A 17,546-nucleotide genomic window follows, 5' to 3' on the forward strand; every position below is an offset into this window, starting at 1 on the left:
CCACAGAGATTCCATGGACGCTTACGATTGGATTGTAGTTGGGTCTGGAATTACCGGTTCTGCACTCAGTTATGAATTAGTTAAAAAAGGATTTCAGGTACTCTTATTAGACCCAAATCCGATATTAGATGGTGCAACTCGTTATAGTTATGGCGGTTTAGCATATTGGTCAGGAACAACGGAACTAACCCGGATTTTATGTGAAGAAGGTCGCCAACGTCATCAGATTTTATCCGATGAGTTAGGAATCAATACACAGTTAAGAGAACTCGATTTAATTTTAGTCGTAAATCCTGATGATGATCCAGAATTGATAGCCCAAAAGTATCGCTATTTTGCTACACCTCCTCAATTTATCACTGTTGAAGAAGCCTGTAAATTAGAACCTTTATTAAATCCGCAGGGCATAAATGGAGCATTTACAGTTCGTCATGGTCAAGTTTCTCCTGAACATTTAAATAAAGCTTATATTAACCGGTTCAAAAGTTTAGGAGGAAATCAAATTTTTGATCAAGTTTTGCAAATTTATCCGATTCAAAATCAAGCGGTTCAAGTCACAACTCATTTAGAACAATATGAAGCTGAAAATATCGCCATTTGTGCAGGAGGGTTAAGTCGCCAGGTCTTAAAAAATGCCGGAATTTCAATTCCTATTTATTTTACCCATACTGAAATTTTAGAAACCCCCCCCGTCGATTTAAAATTACAAACAATTGTCATGTCGGCGTCAATGGAACGTTTTCAACTTGAAGCCAAATCAACGCAACCGGAATTAGAATCTTTATGGGAAAAACCGGGTCATGAGTTAACACCATTTATTGTGGATAAAAGTGCCGCTCAGTTGCTAGACGGTCGAATTAGAATGGGTCAACCTTCCCGTGCTTTCAGCGATGTTAATGCTCAAGTGAACCTCCTCGAAAGTGAAACCTTGATTCGTCAGGAAATCATTAAAATTTTACCAGCCTTGGCAAATTTACCCGCAACTTGCTATCATTGTTTAGTAGCCTTTAGTTCCGATAGTTTACCCTTGATTGGTGCTGTTGGTAACTTTGATAAAATCCATATTTTTTCAGGATTTAGTAATCCTTTAGTTTTTATTCCCCCCTTAGCTCAACGGTTTGCAAATTTTATCACAGGACAACCCGATCCAATCATCACCCAATTATCCCCTTTACGTTTGATGAAATTGATCGGGTAAAGAGTGAATGCGCCACTCTATTTTGGTGAATCTTAGAAAAAACTTGCTTTTATTCTCAAAATGTGTTAGTTATTGGATTAACTTTTGTAACAATGAGTTCCTGATCTGATCATCAAAGTAGTCATAATCGCTATTAATTCTTGATCCTGTGTATCTATCACCCCTTTTTCCCTAGTTTGAACCCTCGTTATCAGTTCAAAGCAGACATCGCAACACAAAGATCAGGAATGCTTGAGAACCCAAAATTTCATCCTTTGATTAACACATTGATAGGACATCAAAGCCTAGTTTAAATTTATATTCAATTTGAGCAAAATTCCGGCTGAATTGAAACATATCCCATAGGAGTAGATTGTATGAATACTGTAGTCAAGCCCAGATACAAAATTTTAATTATTGATGATAACCCTATCAATGTTGACTTATTATTTGAGTATCTTGATTATGCTGGATTTGAAGTTTGGAAAGCATTAGATGGAGAAAGTGGTCTGGAAATTATTGACCAAAACACGCCTGATTTAATCTTATTAGATGTGATGATGCCGGATTGGGATGGATTTGAGATTTGCACTCATTTAAAAGCCAATCCTGCCTATAGTGAAATCCCTGTTATTTTTATAACAGCATTAGCTGAAACCCAACAAAAAGTTAAAGGGTTAAACTTAGGGGCTGTAGATTATATTACCAAGCCTTTTGATCAAAGTGAAATCTTAGCCCGGATTAATCTGCACTTAAAGCTTTATGCTTTAAATTCTCAATTAAAGTCTGAAATTAAGGAAAAAAGACAAGCAGAACAAGCTTTAAATCAGCTAAATTTAGAATTAGAAAAACGAGTAGAAGAACGTACCTTCCAACTGCAAAGTACCTTAGAGGAATTACAGCAGGCACAACAAAAACTATTAGAGAGAGAACAGCAATTACACTATAAAGCTTATCATGATCCACTGACAGGACTTCCCAATCGAGCTTGGTGTATTTCTCAACTTAAAACCTTAATTGAACAAGCTAAATCTGACTTTAATTATCATTATGCTGTCTTGTTTTTAGATTTAGATCGCTTTAATGTTATTAATGATAGCTTAGGTCATTTATTAGGAGATAAACTGTTACAAAAGGTTGCTAAACGCTTAGAATCTTGCTTAACCTCTAATCTCCATATTGCTCGTTTAGGAGGAGACGAATTTGTTATTATTGTTGAAAAAATTAGCGATGAGCAGGAGGTTATGAGCATTGCTCAAAAAATTTTAGATGTGTTAAGTCCCGTTTTTCAATTAAATCAATATGAAGTCTATACAGGCGGGAGTATAGGAATTACATTTAGTAAATTTGGATATGATCACCCCGAAGATATCCTGCGAGATGCTGACGTAGCCATGTATTCTGCTAAAGCAAATGGCAAAGGTTGTTATCAACTTTTAACCAGTGAATTGCAACAACAAGCCATGAGTCGTTTACAGTTAGAAAATGATCTCAGGCGTGCTATTCAAAATGAGGAATTTTCTCTCTATTATCAACCTATTATTTCCCTTTCCAACTCCCCAAAATTAGGATTTGAAGCGTTAATTCGTTGGCATCATCCGCAAAAAGGTATGATTCCTCCAGATCAATTTATTCCTGTGGCGGAAGAAACCGGATTAATTATTGAGTTAGGATGGTGGGTGATCAAAACTGCTTTAAACCAAATTGAAATTTGGCAGGAACAGTTTCCTGGATTTTCAGAACTTGCGATTAATGTTAATGTTGCACCTCAACAATTAATGCTGGTTTCTTTCTCTGAACAAGTTCAAGAGCTATTTTCGCATTTCAAAATTAAAAGACATCAAATCAAATTTGAGATTACAGAAGGCTCGTTACTGAAAACTGGATCTCATCACATTGAAGCTTTAAAAAGGCTGAAAAATCTAGGAATTCAATTTTGCATTGATGATTTTGGGACAGGATATTCTTCCCTCAGTCGTCTTCATGAATTCCCCATTGATACCTTAAAAATTGATCGCTCTTTTGTGCGTCAAATTGGTTCAAATCAAGGAGAAATTGAGTTAATTAGAACCATTATTACCTTAGCTCATGGATTAGGAATGGATGTTGTCGCGGAAGGAATTGAAACAAAATCCCAACTGAATCAATTATCCTTATTAGGATGTGAATGGGGACAAGGATTTTTATTTTCAAAACCCTTAAATTCTATCGATGCAACTCAATATATTGCAGCCTTGTTAACCTCTCAATGGAAGCAAGAACGGGTTAAAGCCTTACTGATGTAAACCCATTCTTGAACTAAATCTCGACCTTAACAATTAACCAAAGGCAGAGTTTCCAAAATCGGAGGGAACATCTTGCCATCGTCCTTGACCGACGGCTTGAATTGCTTCTTTTAAATTAATATCCCCGGTATAAAGTGCTCGTCCCACAATTACATCAGTTACCCCTAAAGGTTCCAGGGATAATAAACTTAATAAATCTGTAATCGAACTCACTCCTCCAGAAGCAATCACTGGAATTGAAACGACATTAGCAATTTCTCGTAAAGCCTCAAGATTTGGCCCAATGAGGGTTCCATCCCGATGAATATCAGTATAAATAATCGTGACAACCCCTAACTGTGCCATTTGTTCGGCTAAATCCGTCGCTAAAATTTCCGAGGTTTCTAACCATCCTTTTGTCGCAACTTTGCCATTTCTAGCATCAATTCCTACCGCAATATGACCCGGAAATTCTGCACATAAATCCGCAACTAATTGAGGTTTTTCTACTGCAATCGTTCCTAAAATTGCCCGTTCTACTCCTAAATTGAATAGGGTGGCTACGTTGTCACGGGTGCGTAATCCTCCGCCAACTTGTACCGGAATATTAATCGTTTTTGCGATCGCTTCAATCACCTGATAATTTGTGGGTTTTCCGGTTTTTGCTCCATCTAAATCTACTAAATGCAACCTTGTTGCTCCTTGTTCAACCCAATCTTGAGCAACCGCAAGGGGGTCATCATTAAAGGTTTGAGCTTGGTTATAGTCTCCTTGATATAATCGAACACAACGTCCGTCTAATAAATCAATGGCTGGAATAATATTCATGGGATGGGTTTATGATCAACAATACTCAGTTTCCCACAGAATAAAACCCCCGCTTTGCGGGTTTTATTCTGTGGTGATCAAAGTGTTAGATTCTAACTAGATTAAAACGGTTTCTTTTTCAGGAGTTGAATCAGTTGGGGTCGGGTCAGAAGCAATATCTAACGCACCCCCTGGAGCTTCAGGATGTTCCACATAAACGGCTTCTGTCATGGCTTTAGCACCTTCCGAACGACCTTTGAGATAAATACTTCCTAATCCTAATAACCCGGCTGTTCCGAGGGCTAATCCAGCAATGATGCCATAATCCGGTTTAATCGGGGGAATTTTTGTCCACACCGAACCGGAATTAAAGTTAGAATTTGTCAACAACCCATTAGACTTATATTTGCTAAAAGGACAAGGACTCGCTTCCGACACCGGAGAGAACACAGCACTCAGAGTTGCTGTAGCTAAGAGGCTCACGAGTAAGGGTTTGAGTTTGTTCATGATGATTGCCATATTGGGGATGTTTAATTTGGTAATGATAGCAGGAGATTTTAAAATTAGCCGACCCCAATTGATTTTTAATCCAGATATTTTGATCCATTAAGTTCCTTCCCATCCCCCAGACCCAACATTCACCAGCGACTTATCCCCACTCTCCGCCAAATTCCTGATATTCTTCTGATTCAATTTGATCGAGATCAGGATATTCATAATTATCAGCCATTTCCTCTACAGAGTGAATAACAAACGGTAAATTAGCACCCATTAAACCCCGTTTAATCCGTTCTGATGTTTCAGGAAATAAAACAAATAGGGGATAAATATCATCAGCCTCTTGAGAATCAATGTGTTTATAATGGTGAGGCATTATCCATTCATAATCTTGATCTAATAACACTTGGGTTAATCGCCAACGGGCTAATAAATCCGATAATTCTTCTTGAGGACGGTGAATAAAAATAAAAATCTCCGCCCCAATTTTAACTTTCCATTCTGGATCACACATCAAAAGTCCAATATCGCAGGGTAAACCCACCGCATCCCCCGGTTTAATAGTAATTCCCTGCTGTCCTGAATAGGAAACTCCGTGTCGTAAACGTACAATCGGTAACGGAATGGTAATCACACTATCATCAGAACGGCGAATACTCGGAACCATTTCAAAATAAGGACGATGTTGCTTCAGTAAAGTAATGGCTGCTTCCGAATTACTATATTCTGCCAGCAACGCTTCATAATGGGATTTTAGAATAGACATAAATCATTTCAAATAAAACGTTTACAGCATGGGTTAATGGGGTAATAGGTAGAATCAACATTTAATTACGAATTACGAATTGTAATTTGTAATTTGTAATTCGTAATTCGTAATTCGTAATTCGTAATTCTTATTGAAAGTTGTGTTTGATATACCCTCTAATTTTCTGGGTTTTGGAATTAGCCAATTTTTTCAAACACGGCAAACATAGGCAGATACATCGATAGCAAAATTGAACCCACAATTCCAGCTACCATCACAATCATCAGGGGTTCTAACATACTGGTAAGTCCTTTTACAGCTTCTTCCACTTCCGTTTCATAGAAGATCCCTACTTTCATTAACATTTTGTCGAGTTCCCCTGATTCTTCTCCAATTGCAATCATTTGAATAGCCAAAGGAGGAAATACATTGCCTTCTTGTAAAGCTAAACTAATTAAACCGCCTTGTTGAATAGAATCTCTGGCATTTCTAATACATAAAGCGATGGCCGCATTTCCTGCCACCTCTTCCACAATTTCCAGAGAGTTCATAATCGGAACCCCAGACCGGGTTAAGCTTCCAAAAATTGTACAAAACCGCGCCACAGCCGAAATTTGAATTAGGTTTCCAAAAATCGGTAACTTCAAAAATAGCTTATCAAAAAACATTCTTCCCCCAGGGGTTTTATAAGCGGTTTTATAAGCAAACAATAACCCTATCAACGTCCCGATTACAATAGCTTGTGGAATCGGAGGCCAAGTTCTACAAAAGGCACTAATATTGAGCATGATCTGGGTAAACATTGGTAGTGTTGCCCCAATATCCTGAAACACCTTAGCAAAGGTGGGGAGTAAAAAAGTTGTCATCCCAAAAAAGATGGTAATGGCAATAAAAAACACCGTTTTGGGATAGGACATAGCGGACTTAATTTCGGCTTGGGTTTTGTGGTTTTTTTCCATCATTACTGCTAGCCGTTCTAAGACTTCATCTAAAACCCCCCCGGTTTCTCCAGCAGATACCATACTAATAAAAAGCTGATCAAAAATATCAGGAAATTTCCGCATTGCTACGGAAAGTTCTGTCCCTTCTTCCACATCAGCCCGAATGGAAGTTAAGGCATTTTTTAACTTAGCATTACTACATTGATCACTTAAGACACTCAAACATCTTGCCATCGCAATCCCGGCGTTAAACATGGATGCAAACTGACGAGCAAAAATCGCTAAGTCTTTAACGGTAATCGTTGCCAGAGCAATGCTAATACTTTCTTCAATTCGTTTAAAGTCAAAACCTCGGTTTCTGACTTGACTGCGAACTACACTCCCTGCCATAAATTTTTACCTACTCAGTATTAATTTTTTACTGATAACTGGTACAGACGCGCCATGGCGCGTCTCTACGCTGATAACTGATAACTGACAACTGATAACTGATTTAAGCTTTGGCTTTTTGTCCCTTAGCGGCGGAGGGAGCAGGGCCAATTAAACGTTCTAATTCATCGGGTTTAGACGACTTACTCATGGCCGCTTCCCAAGTGACTTGACCTTCGTTATAGAGTTTCGCTAAAGCCATTTCCATCGTTTGCATTCCTAATTTTGCCCCCATTTGAATTTGGGAGTAAATTTGAGAAGTTTTTCCCTCCCGAATCAGGTTAGCCATAGCAGGAGTATTGGCCATAATTTCGATCGCCGCCCGACGACCTCCTCCAATGGCGGGAACCAAGTTTTGACTACAAACCCCCACCAGTGAACCGGATAACTGTGCTCGGATTTGGGGTTGTTGAACGGGGGGGAATACATCTAACATCCGGTCTACGGTTGCGGCTGCGGAGTTGGTGTGCAGGGTTCCAAAGACTAAGTGACCCGTTTCTGCGGCGGAAATCGCTAGACCAATGGTTTCTAAGTCCCGCATCTCTCCCACCAGAATAATATCGGGGTCTTCCCGCAAAGCGGCTTTGAGGGCATTTGCAAAACTTTTGGTGTCTTCTCCCTTTTGTCGCTGGTGGAACAAACTTTTAATATTGGGAAACACATATTCAATCGGGTCTTCTACGGTTAGAATATGTTCTGAGCGAGTCCGATTAATTAAGTCTAACAAGGCTGCCATGGTTGTGGTTTTACCTGAACCTGTTTGACCTGTGACCAACACCATCCCCCGTGGGCGTTCCGTCATGTCCCGAATTACTTGGGGAACCCCTAATTTATCCGCATTGGGAATCTTGGAGGCTAACGCCCGCAAACAAGCGGCCCAACAACCTCGTTCTCGATAGACGTTGACCCGGAACCGAGCTAATCCTCTTACCCCGTAAGCACAATCCAGTTCCCATTCTTGTTCTAATTGTTTACGCTGCATATTATTGAGCATTTGGTAAATCAGAACTTGCACCTCTTCAGCCGATTGAGTTTCTCCAAATTGGGGCTGAGGGGTCAGTTTCCCACTAATCCGAAAAAAGATAGGCGCACCCCCTTGAATATGAATATCAGAGCCACCTTGTTCGACTAAAGACTCTAAAATGTCTTCAATCATTAATCCCGGCATAATTATTCTCCTCTAAACTACAAATCAGTTATCAGTTATCAGTCATCAGTTATCAGTCATCAGTTATCAGTTACCAGTTAACAGTTATCAGTGATCAGTTAAGAGTTAAGAGTTAAGAGTCAAGAATTAATAGCTAATAGTTAAGGAATTAGCCAATTCCTGCACTGATAACTGGTACAGACGTGCCATGGCGCGTCTCTACACTGATAACTGATAACTGATAACTGATAACTGATTAGCTGATAAAGCGGGGTGTCATACAATAGGGACAGTCTAACCATTCGGGTTTTAATTCCGCTACGCAACTCTTACAGGTTAAGCCTTGTTTGCGTTTGGCTTTGAGTTCGGCTTCTAAACCGGAATCTGTAAATGTTACCCGTTCCACCTCCTCAAAGGTAGTGTACCCTTCACGAACTAATTGCAAACTATAAGCTAATAAGGTTTTCATCCCTTCTTCAACGGCGGCTTCCTTAATTTGTTCAGTAGGAGCACCTTTGGTAATCAGGGTTTGCATTCGTTCGGTGACTTTCAGGAATTCATAGACTCCGACCCGACCTTTGTAGCCCAGCCCACTACATTTTTTACACAATTGACCGAGATCGGCTAAATGCTTCCGTTCTTCAACTGCAATGGTATTCGCCTTATAAAAAGTAATATTGACTTCTTGAGAAGCCGATAACCCATAACGACCTAACTCTTCAGGAGCGGGGGTATAAGGTAGCCGACACTCCCCACAAACGCGCCGCATCAGCCGTTGGGCGAGAATTCCTAATAAGGCGGCGGACACCATGAACGGTTCTACTCCCATTTCATCTAAACGAGCGATCGCACCCGCCGCGTCGTTAGTGTGTAAAGTAGTTAACACTAAGTGTCCGGTTAAAGCCGCTTCAATAGCAGTTTTTGCTGTTTCTAAATCCCGTGTTTCTCCCACTAATAAAACATCCGGGTCTTGTCGTAAAAATGCCCGTAAAATATTAGCAAAGGTTAAATTTTTCTCCCGAATTACCTGACATTGGGTAATCCCCGGTAAAGCATATTCAATCGGATCTTCTGCGGTACTAATATTAATCCCCGGATCATTTTTTTCGGCTAAAACCGAATACAGAGAGGTGGATTTTCCTGAACCCGTTGGCCCTGTAACCAATATCAAACCAAAAGGACGAGATGCGGTTTCCCGAACTAACGCTAAGGTTTCTTGATCTGTAATTAATTTATCTAACCCTAATTGGGTTGAAGAACTATCCAAAATCCGTAATACAATTTTTTCCCCGTAGCGACTGGGGAGACTATTGACTCGGAAGTCTACCGTCCGTCCTCGGAATTTACGGCGAATCCGACCATCTTGGGCTTGACGACGTTCAGCGATATCCATTTCAGCGAGAATTTTAAACCGGGAAGTAATCGCCGGAATTACTTTTTTGGGAAATTTATAATATTCCTGTAACACCCCATCTTTCCGCATCCGAATTCGCATTTCATGTTCCTGGGGTTCAACGTGAATATCAGATACCCCCTCCGAGAGGGCTTTCGCTAAAATCACGTTGACAGCCTTAATCACCGGGGCGGTTTCCGCTTGTTCGATTTCTTCGGACAAATCCATCCCGACGCTATCATCGCCTACTTCTTCGAGGTCGGTGGTTTCAAAATCTCCGGCGGTAAACTCTAATTTCTCTTGTTCCCGTTTAGCAGCTTCAGCGGCTTTGCGTTTAACATCTTCGTTACTATAGGTGGAAATAATTTGATCATAATCTTCCTGAGTAATCACCCGCCGTTGGAGTTTCAATTGCTTGGGTCGCAAAATTTGATTTCTTAACTCCTCCAACGCATTCAGGTTGTCGGGGTCAACCATGGCAATCAACACCGAAGTCGGATCACTTTCAGGTTTGCGTAAGGGGATGAAGCGATGGCGTTTACAGGTTTCTAAACTCGTATCGAGGGTATGCAGCATTTGTTCGAGTTCTTCATTCGACATCGGTTCAATTTCAGGATCGAATGCTTCGACGCCGTGAAGGATTCTGAGTTCAAATAACTGTTGTTTTTTATAATGACGTGCCAAGTCAGGGGGAAGGGGCTGCCCCGTCATCGATTCCAAAACTTCTGTCAGGGGTTGACCTGAGCGACTGGTTTTGAGGGCTTGCTGAAGTTGCTCTGGATTAATATAGCCGGATTGAATTAATTTGTTGCCAAAGGGAGTGGTACTTTGAACAACTAGGGCGCGTCTTTGGGATGTGTTCGTCATAGCTTAAAATTAAGGTCTATGTCATTGTATTAATGCGTTGATGTCACGATAATCACTTAGTTTTCAGGATTAATGGACATGATGGGTTTGAGGTGTACCTGTATCCGACGCTGATTTTGGCAAGAAATACAGCGTGAAACTTTCCCTAGCTCCAACCCGCACAAAGGTTAAATGTCCCGGGGCTTCCCTCTAACCCATCTCAGAGTTAAGTTACTCAGAACACAACCGCAATTATCAAGCATCTAGGGTGGCTGTGGGTTTTAAGGGAATAGAATTCCCTTTGACGTGTCAATTTTAACCCAACTGTTGAATAGCCTTCTCGTTCTCAATTCCAATCCGCATCTAAGAGAAGTTCAGGGGGCTGATTGATCTCCTCCTGTACGCATCCTTAGCTCAACCCATCCCATCTTGTAAACCCCCTACCCAGCATTTTAATTAAGGCTCCATCTTGATCATAACGGTTTACCTCACCTTGAGGATGTATTTTAAGATATGATTTTGATTAAAATTTTTAAAGTAACGAAATGTCGTCAGCACCCCGTACTGAAGTAACGGGGCTATGGGCGGAGCGCAGGCTACGCGAAGTCATGCCTCACTAGAGCGTGATAGTTGACCAGCCTAAGTGCCTTGTGCACTACGTTTTTTGAGTCATGACACCCTGTGGATGCGTAGCTAGTCCCTGGCTCTGTCGTTAGTAGTTAAACATCTTTATCGGGCCGGTGGAAGTGCTACTAGCCTAACAAGCTCTTAAAACCTTGGCGTTCGCGTAGCGTGTGCGAAGCACTCAGCTAACTTTACCCTAGAAATAGGTGTTAGGAGGCAACCATACCTCTACACAGGGGTATGATTGATTGCCCTTCTACCCCGAAAGGGGAAATAAAAGCCGTCCTAAATAGAGTCAGCCCTGAGCCTTGCCCTAAGCTTTGTCGAAGGGCTGTCGAAGGGACGGGGTTTCTACCCATTTTTGCGATGATGATGGATAGCGGGGTTACTCCTCAGCCGTGTAAGGGTTAAGGACTCACGCTGATTTTCTGTGATTAACAAGGACAAACAGTACCATTATGATGCCTAATTCAACGGCTAATACTCCTGATGAACTAACGGGTCAATCCTATTCAACCTCAGAGTCGGATGTCCCGAACTCCGATAATTTGGATGCTGAGGCGACAACAGCGACGGAATCAAGTTCCTACCCAGAGGTCGGGACGGACGAATCCGCTAGCGAAGCACCCTCTGAAAAAACTTTTGGCCAGGAAATCGAGTCAACGGGGGAAGGACTTCATGCTGAAGTCATGGCTTTAGCGGAAGCCAATGCGGCCCTCAAAGCACAATTAGAAGATGTTAGTGGTCAATATCGGCGTTTGGCGGCAGATTTTGAGAACTTCCGCAAACGGACTCAAAAGGAAAAAGAAGAGTTAGAAATCACCATCAAAGGTTCAACTCTGAAGCCATTACTCCCGGTTGTGGATAATTTTGACCGAGCTAGATCCCAAATTAAACCCCAAACCGATTCAGAAATGAATATCCACAAGAGTTACCAAGGGGTTTATAAATTAATGGTGGATTGTCTCAAACAACTGGGGGTGGCTGTGATGCGTCCCGAAGGGCAGCCCTTTGATCCCAATTTACATGAAGCGGTGATGCGTGAAGCAACGGATGCCTATCCTGAAGGAACTGTGATTGAAGATTTAATGCACGGTTATCAGTTAGGAGAAAAGGTTTTACGCCATGCGATGGTGAAAGTGGCAACGGCTCCTGAACCAGATTCTACAGAATCTACTGCCGAAGAAACTCCATCTGAAGCATAAAGTGTTGCTCAGGGACAAGGAACCAGCCATAGGAGGGAACTCTAAATCTATCACCTGAAGGCATCTGGATCAAAGCGATTTTATCCCGTAAGAATCTGGAAAAATTGCTGATTTCAGGATCAGTATTGCAAACATTCATCGCCGAGGAGCTATGGGAAAAGTCATTGGCATCGACTTAGGGACAACGAACAGTTGTGTTGCCGTATTAGAAGGCGGTAAACCGATCGTAATCGCTAATTCTGAAGGCGGACGAACCACGCCGAGTATTATCGGATTTGGTAAATATGGCGATCGGTTAGTGGGCCAGTTGGGTAAGCGACAAGCGGTTACGAATGCCGAAAATACGGTTTACAGTATTAAGCGGTTTATCGGACGTCGCTGGGAAGATACCGAAGAAGAACGCTCACGGGTTCCCTATACTTGTGTCAAAGGCAAGGACAACACCGTTAATGTCCAAATTCGCAACCAAGTCTACACCCCCCAAGAAATCTCGGCGATGGTGTTGCAAAAGCTCAAAGAAGATGCAGAAGCTTATTTAGGAGCAACGGTCACTCAAGCGGTGATTACGGTTCCAGCTTATTTTACCGATGCTCAACGACAGGCAACCAAGGATGCGGGAACCATTGCGGGTTTAGATGTCTTACGGATTATCAATGAACCCACGGCAGCAGCTTTATCTTATGGCTTAGATAAACAAGATCAAGATCAGAAAATTCTGGTCTTTGACTTGGGTGGGGGTACCTTTGATGTCTCGATTCTACAACTGGGAGACGGGATTTTTGAAGTCAAATCAACGGCCGGAAATAACCATCTGGGCGGGGATGATTTTGATAACTGTTTGGTACAGTGGATGATCCAAAAATTCAAAACCCAGGAAGGCATCAACCTCTTAACGGAAAAAATGGCATTACAACGGTTACGAGAAGCCGCCGAAAAAGCCAAAATCGAGTTATCCAGTCGCAACACCACCTCGATTAATTTGCCCTTTATTACCGCCGATGATTCCGGGCCAAAACATTTAGAACTGGAATTGAGTCGCACCGAATTTGAGGGTTTAGTTAAACCGTTGGTAGACAGTACCATTGAACCCGTCATCCAAGCGTTGAAAGATGCCAGTTTACAACCTAATCAGGTGAATCGCATTATTTTAGTCGGGGGATCTACGCGAATTCCGGCGGTTCAACAAGCCATTAGTGAATATTTTGGAGCCCGAACCCCAGACCGTTCTGTTAACCCCGATGAAGCCGTTGCTTTAGGGGCTGCCATTCAAGCGGGAGTGTTAGCAGGAGAAGTCAAAGATTTATTGTTATTAGATATTACTCCTTTATCTCTAGGATTAGAAACCTTGGGAGGAGTTTTTACTAAAATTATTGAACGCAATACAACAATTCCCACGAGCCGTTCTCAAATGTTTTCCACCGCCGTTGATGGACAAACCTCTGTGGAAATTCACGTTCTCCAAGGAGAACGGGCAATGGCGAAGGATAATAAAAGTTTAGGAAAATTCCTCCTGAATGGAATTCCGTCGGCTAAACGGGGAGTTCCTCAAATTGAAGTGGCGTTTGATCTCGATGCCAATGGAATTCTAAAAGTTTTAGCGGAAGATAAAGGGACGGGACGAGAACAAGGGATTGAAATTAGTAATACCGGAGGATTGACGGAAGCAGAAATTGAACGAATGCGTCAAGAGGCAGAAATTTACGCTGATGAGGACGAAAAACGTCGGTTAGTGGTAGAACTTAAAAATCAGTCCGAAACTTTGTTTGCTAATTGTAAACAAACCCTCAAAGGCAAGGCTGATCAGATTAGTAATGATCTCAAAGAACGAGTTCGCAAAGAAGCTGCGGCTTTAAAACAAGCGGTTGCTAATCCCAATATTTCCCATGAGGATATGAAAAAACAGTTAGAATCCTTCCAAGAAATGTTGTATGCTTTGGCTTCAGAGATTTATGAACAAGCAGGTCAGAATTCGTCTTCCGCTTCATCTGTTGCTTCGGAGTCTTCAGAATTTGAGGCTTCTGTACAAGCGGTAGAAGATAAACTAGAGGAAACACAGGAAGACGAAGATGAAGATGAAGAAGAGGCAAAACCTACCAGTAGTGAATTATTATTCTTGAACAACAGCATGATTGAGACTTCCTCTGGAATAGACACCTTCAGTGATCCTCCTGATCCTGGTAATCCGTTTACCAATACCCTGAATTGAAAGGTTTGTCCTACAGAGGAAGGCTTTTGAGGATTTATGATAGAATTGAAAAGTCTCAAATGTAGGATTAAACCAGTGATCAGTTATCGGTAAACAGTAATCAATGGAAGAGTGAGTCGTAAATCGTCATATAGCACTACGCAAAAAGGTGAGGAAATTTCTAAATCCTGCAAGCCTTTCACAACTTACTGTTCCCTGTTCCCGCTTTGCGTAGCGCTATAGTTGTCAATTTTTAGCTAAAAACTAGAAACTGACTAGGGGTTACTGATTAAGCGTTAACAAAATTGTTGTTATTTATTTTTAGGCAAAATACTCTATGGCAGGCGATTATTATGAAATATTGGGTGTCTCCCGCGACGCAGATACAGAAGAACTTAAACGGGCTTATCGTCGCCTAGCTCGCAAATATCACCCGGATGTCAATAAAGAACCGGGTGCAGAAGAACGGTTTAAAGAAATTAGTCGCGCTTATGAAGTTTTAAAAGAACCGGAAATCCGGGCGCGATATGACCGTTTTGGAGAAGCGGGAGTAGGGGGTGGTGCTGGAGGTTTTGACCCCAACTTTACCGATCCGTTTACCGATATTTTTGAAAGCTTCTTCAGTGGGTTTGGCGGGGGTATGGGGGGTAATGCCCAAACTCGCAAGCGCACAGGCCCAGCCCGGGGAGATGACCTGCGCTTAGACCTGCGGTTAGAGTTCAAAGAAGCCATCTTTGGCGGCGAAAAAGAAATCCGCATTAAGCATTTAGAAACCTGTGAAACCTGTACCGGAAGCGGTGCTAAACCCGGAACTCGCCCCCAAACTTGTTCCACCTGTGGGGGAAGTGGTCAAGTGCGTCGGGCGACTCGTACTCCCTTTGGCAGTTTTACTCAAGTCTCCGTTTGTCCGAACTGTAATGGTACAGGACAAATGATTGAGGATAAATGTTCCACCTGTGGCGGTCGTGGGTTAAATGAAGTCACGAAAAAACTGAAAATTAATGTTCCCGCCGGGGTGGATAATGGCACTCGTCTGCGGGTTGCCTCCGAGGGGGATGCCGGGAAACGAGGCGGGCCCCCTGGGGATTTATATGTGTTTTTATCCGTCGCACCTGATCCGAAATTTAAACGGGATGGGATTAATATTCTGTCCGACGTGAAAATTAGCTACCTTCAGGCGATCCTTGGTTTTAACTTTGAGGTAGACACCGTTGATGGCCCCACTAAATTAACCATTCCGCCAGGAACTCAACCGGGCACAGTATTAACCCTAGAAAATAAAGGGGTTCCTCGTCTGGGAAATCCCGTAAGTCGGGGGGATCATTTAATTACGGTTCTCGTCGATATTCCCACGAAGTTGATTCCAGAAGAACGGGAACTTTTGGAACAGTTGGTTAAAATTCGGGGCGATCGCACGGGAAAGGGGGGAATTGAGGGATTTCTCGGTAATTTATTTCAACAAAAATAAAAAATTGACCGTTGGCTGTTAGCTGTTAACGGTCAACAGTCAGCCGAAAACAAACAATATATCCCTCCTTTTTATGGCAGAAATAACTCACTTAAAACCAGATGCTCAATTGGATCTACGGGGAACTCCTTGTCCCCTCAATTTTGTTCGCACGAAATTACGCTTAGAACAGATGCAGCCCGGTTCCCTGCTAGAAGTTTGGTTAGATGCGGGAGAACCCATTGAGCAAGTTCCTGATAGTTTAACGATGGCGGGGTACAACATTGAGCAAATCACCGATTGTTCAGACTATTTTTCCCTGCAAATTCGTTGTCCTGTTACCGTTCAATGAGTTCAATGACAACTAATGAACCGTTGAATGTTCCAGAACTGATCGGAACGGTTGTCGCTGTTCAAGCGAATTTCTATCAGGTTCAACTGGAAACCCAAGCAACTTCACTTCCTGAAACTATCCTGTTATGTACCCGTCGTTCTCTGTTGAAAAAAATGGGTCAGCAGGTGATGGTGGGAGATCAAGTTGTGGTGGAAGAACCGGACTGGTTAGGAAAACGGGGGGCGATCACTCAAGTTTTTCCGCGCCGGACAGAACTGAGTCGTCCTCCGATTGCTAATGCTAATCAAATTTTATTAGTATTTGCGATCGCAGAACCAGAGCTAGAATCAACGGCTTTAAGTCGGTTTTTAGTGAAGGCGGAATCAACGGGTTTAGAGGTGTGTTTGTGTTTAAATAAGTGCGATTTAGTCTCCTCAGAACAGTTGTTATACTGGCGCGATCGCTTATTAAATTGGGGATATCAGGCTTTATTTATAAGTGTAAGTAGTGGGTTAGAATATACGGTTAATTCTGAGCATCAAATTATTCAAAAATCTCTATTTCAAATTGAAAATACCTTTGTAGAAAATACTCTACTGTATCAACTTCAAGATAAAACAACGGTAATTTCTGGCCCTTCTGGGGTGGGAAAATCTAGTTTAATTAATCAATTAATTCCCAGTATTAATTTACGGGTCAGTAGCGTTTCAGGAAAATTAGGACGGGGAAGACATACAACTCGCCATGTTGAATTATTCCAATTACCGACGGGGGGATTATTAGCGGATACACCGGGATTTAATCAACCTGAATTAGAATGTGCTCCCGAAGAATTAACAGATTATTTTCCCGAAGCGAAACATCGTTTTCAGCAGGGAAAATGCCAGTTTAGTGATTGTTTACATCGAGATGAACCTAATTGTATTGTTCGGGGCGACTGGGAACGTTATCCGATTTATTTGGAGTTTTTAGAAGCTGCGATCGCCCATCAAGAAATGCTTCAACAACAAAAAGATGTAGAAATCAATGTCAAATCTAAATCGAAATCAGGCGGTAAACAACAATTAGAACCGAAATTAGCCAGTAAAAAATATCGTCGTTCTTCCCGTCGTTTTCAACATCAGACGTTACAGGATTTATGTGAAGATTTTGGTGAAGAAGAGTAAGATTTTTTAAGTTAAATTTTAGATCAGAATTAACTCCTGATTTCTTTGATTTAGGGAAGGGGAATTTTTTACACTAATCCGCTATTAATAACCCAACGGCGAAATAGTTCCACAATAATTCGCCAATGGTGATCGGTTTCTATAATAACATCATGACGAGACAGAGTATCAAGGGCATTTTGTAAGGAAATAGGATCTAAATTTGTAACGGTTTGGAGGGTATTAAAATCGAGTCCGGTGGGGTGAGGTGCGATCGCTTTTATAATCTGTTGTTGACCGGGAGAACCTTCCCCCGCTTGTTGCCAAACCCCTGTAAAATAGGGTTCTCCTGATTT

General features: G+C 41.9%; 13 protein-coding genes. 7 read left to right on the forward strand and 6 right to left on the reverse strand.

Features of this window, described 5'->3' with window-relative positions:
- The first annotated feature begins 13 nt into the window (after positions 1 to 13).
- Together IQ236_RS08940 and IQ236_RS08945 are read left to right on the forward strand one after the other, a co-directional pair.
- Entirely contained in the window at positions 14 to 1,198 is a 1,185-nt protein-coding gene (locus tag IQ236_RS08940; RefSeq protein ID WP_193868941.1) for an NAD(P)/FAD-dependent oxidoreductase, read from the forward strand.
- 356 nt (positions 1,199 to 1,554) lie between these two features.
- A complete protein-coding gene (locus IQ236_RS08945; RefSeq protein ID WP_193868942.1) occupies positions 1,555 to 3,462 on the forward strand; it encodes an EAL domain-containing protein in 1,908 nt (635 codons plus the stop codon).
- Positions 3,463 to 3,495: 33 nt separating this feature from the next.
- Here IQ236_RS08945 and hisA read toward each other — a convergent pair whose 3' ends face one another.
- The 6 genes from hisA to IQ236_RS08975 all read right to left on the reverse strand — a co-directional run bounded on the left by hisA (position 3,496) and on the right by IQ236_RS08975 (position 10,271).
- Positions 3,496 to 4,269 (reverse strand): 1-(5-phosphoribosyl)-5-[(5-phosphoribosylamino)methylideneamino]imidazole-4-carboxamide isomerase, encoded by a 774-nt coding sequence (hisA, locus tag IQ236_RS08950; RefSeq protein WP_193868943.1) that lies wholly within the window; start codon positions 4,267 to 4,269, stop codon positions 3,496 to 3,498.
- Between the two features lie 96 nt (positions 4,270 to 4,365).
- The gene (locus tag IQ236_RS08955) at positions 4,366 to 4,755 is read right to left on the reverse strand and encodes a hypothetical protein (RefSeq protein WP_190515504.1); all 390 of its coding nucleotides are present in this window, start codon (positions 4,753 to 4,755) and stop codon (positions 4,366 to 4,368) included.
- Between the two features lie 142 nt (positions 4,756 to 4,897).
- Positions 4,898 to 5,512: a hypothetical protein gene (locus IQ236_RS08960; protein ID WP_193868944.1), complete on the reverse strand. Its 615-nt coding sequence runs from the start codon at positions 5,510 to 5,512 to the stop codon at positions 4,898 to 4,900.
- Positions 5,513 to 5,691: 179 nt separating this feature from the next.
- Entirely contained in the window at positions 5,692 to 6,825 is a 1,134-nt protein-coding gene (locus IQ236_RS08965; protein WP_190515507.1) for a type II secretion system F family protein, read from the reverse strand.
- 103 nt (positions 6,826 to 6,928) lie between these two features.
- Positions 6,929 to 8,032, reverse strand: coding sequence for a type IV pilus twitching motility protein PilT (locus IQ236_RS08970; protein WP_193868945.1), 1,104 nt, complete (start codon positions 8,030 to 8,032; stop codon positions 6,929 to 6,931).
- A 235-nt stretch (positions 8,033 to 8,267) separates the two neighbouring features.
- Positions 8,268 to 10,271 (reverse strand): GspE/PulE family protein, encoded by a 2,004-nt coding sequence (locus tag IQ236_RS08975; RefSeq protein WP_193868946.1) that lies wholly within the window; start codon positions 10,269 to 10,271, stop codon positions 8,268 to 8,270.
- A 1,061-nt stretch (positions 10,272 to 11,332) separates the two neighbouring features.
- On the opposite strand from IQ236_RS08975, the gene grpE reads away from it, so the two are divergent.
- The 5 genes from grpE to rsgA all read left to right on the forward strand — a co-directional run bounded on the left by grpE (position 11,333) and on the right by rsgA (position 17,211).
- Complete coding sequence (grpE, locus tag IQ236_RS08980) at positions 11,333 to 12,079, forward strand: nucleotide exchange factor GrpE (RefSeq protein ID WP_193868947.1); 747 nt, start codon at positions 11,333 to 11,335, stop codon at positions 12,077 to 12,079.
- Positions 12,080 to 12,230: 151 nt separating this feature from the next.
- A complete protein-coding gene (gene dnaK, locus IQ236_RS08985; protein ID WP_193868948.1) occupies positions 12,231 to 14,285 on the forward strand; it encodes a molecular chaperone DnaK in 2,055 nt (684 codons plus the stop codon).
- Positions 14,286 to 14,601: 316 nt separating this feature from the next.
- On the forward strand, positions 14,602 to 15,732 hold the full coding sequence (gene dnaJ / locus IQ236_RS08990; RefSeq protein ID WP_193868949.1) for a molecular chaperone DnaJ: 1,131 nt from the start codon (positions 14,602 to 14,604) through the stop codon (positions 15,730 to 15,732).
- 73 nt (positions 15,733 to 15,805) lie between these two features.
- A complete protein-coding gene (locus IQ236_RS08995) occupies positions 15,806 to 16,063 on the forward strand; it encodes a sulfurtransferase TusA family protein (protein ID WP_193868950.1) in 258 nt (85 codons plus the stop codon).
- A 5-nt stretch (positions 16,064 to 16,068) separates the two neighbouring features.
- Complete coding sequence (rsgA, locus tag IQ236_RS09000; protein ID WP_407676146.1) at positions 16,069 to 17,211, forward strand: small ribosomal subunit biogenesis GTPase RsgA; 1,143 nt, start codon at positions 16,069 to 16,071, stop codon at positions 17,209 to 17,211.
- Positions 17,212 to 17,546 lie beyond the last annotated feature (335 nt).

This window comes from Planktothrix mougeotii LEGE 06226, from assembly GCF_015207485.1.
In the GTDB taxonomy this organism is placed as follows: domain Bacteria; phylum Cyanobacteriota; class Cyanobacteriia; order Cyanobacteriales; family Microcoleaceae; genus Planktothrix.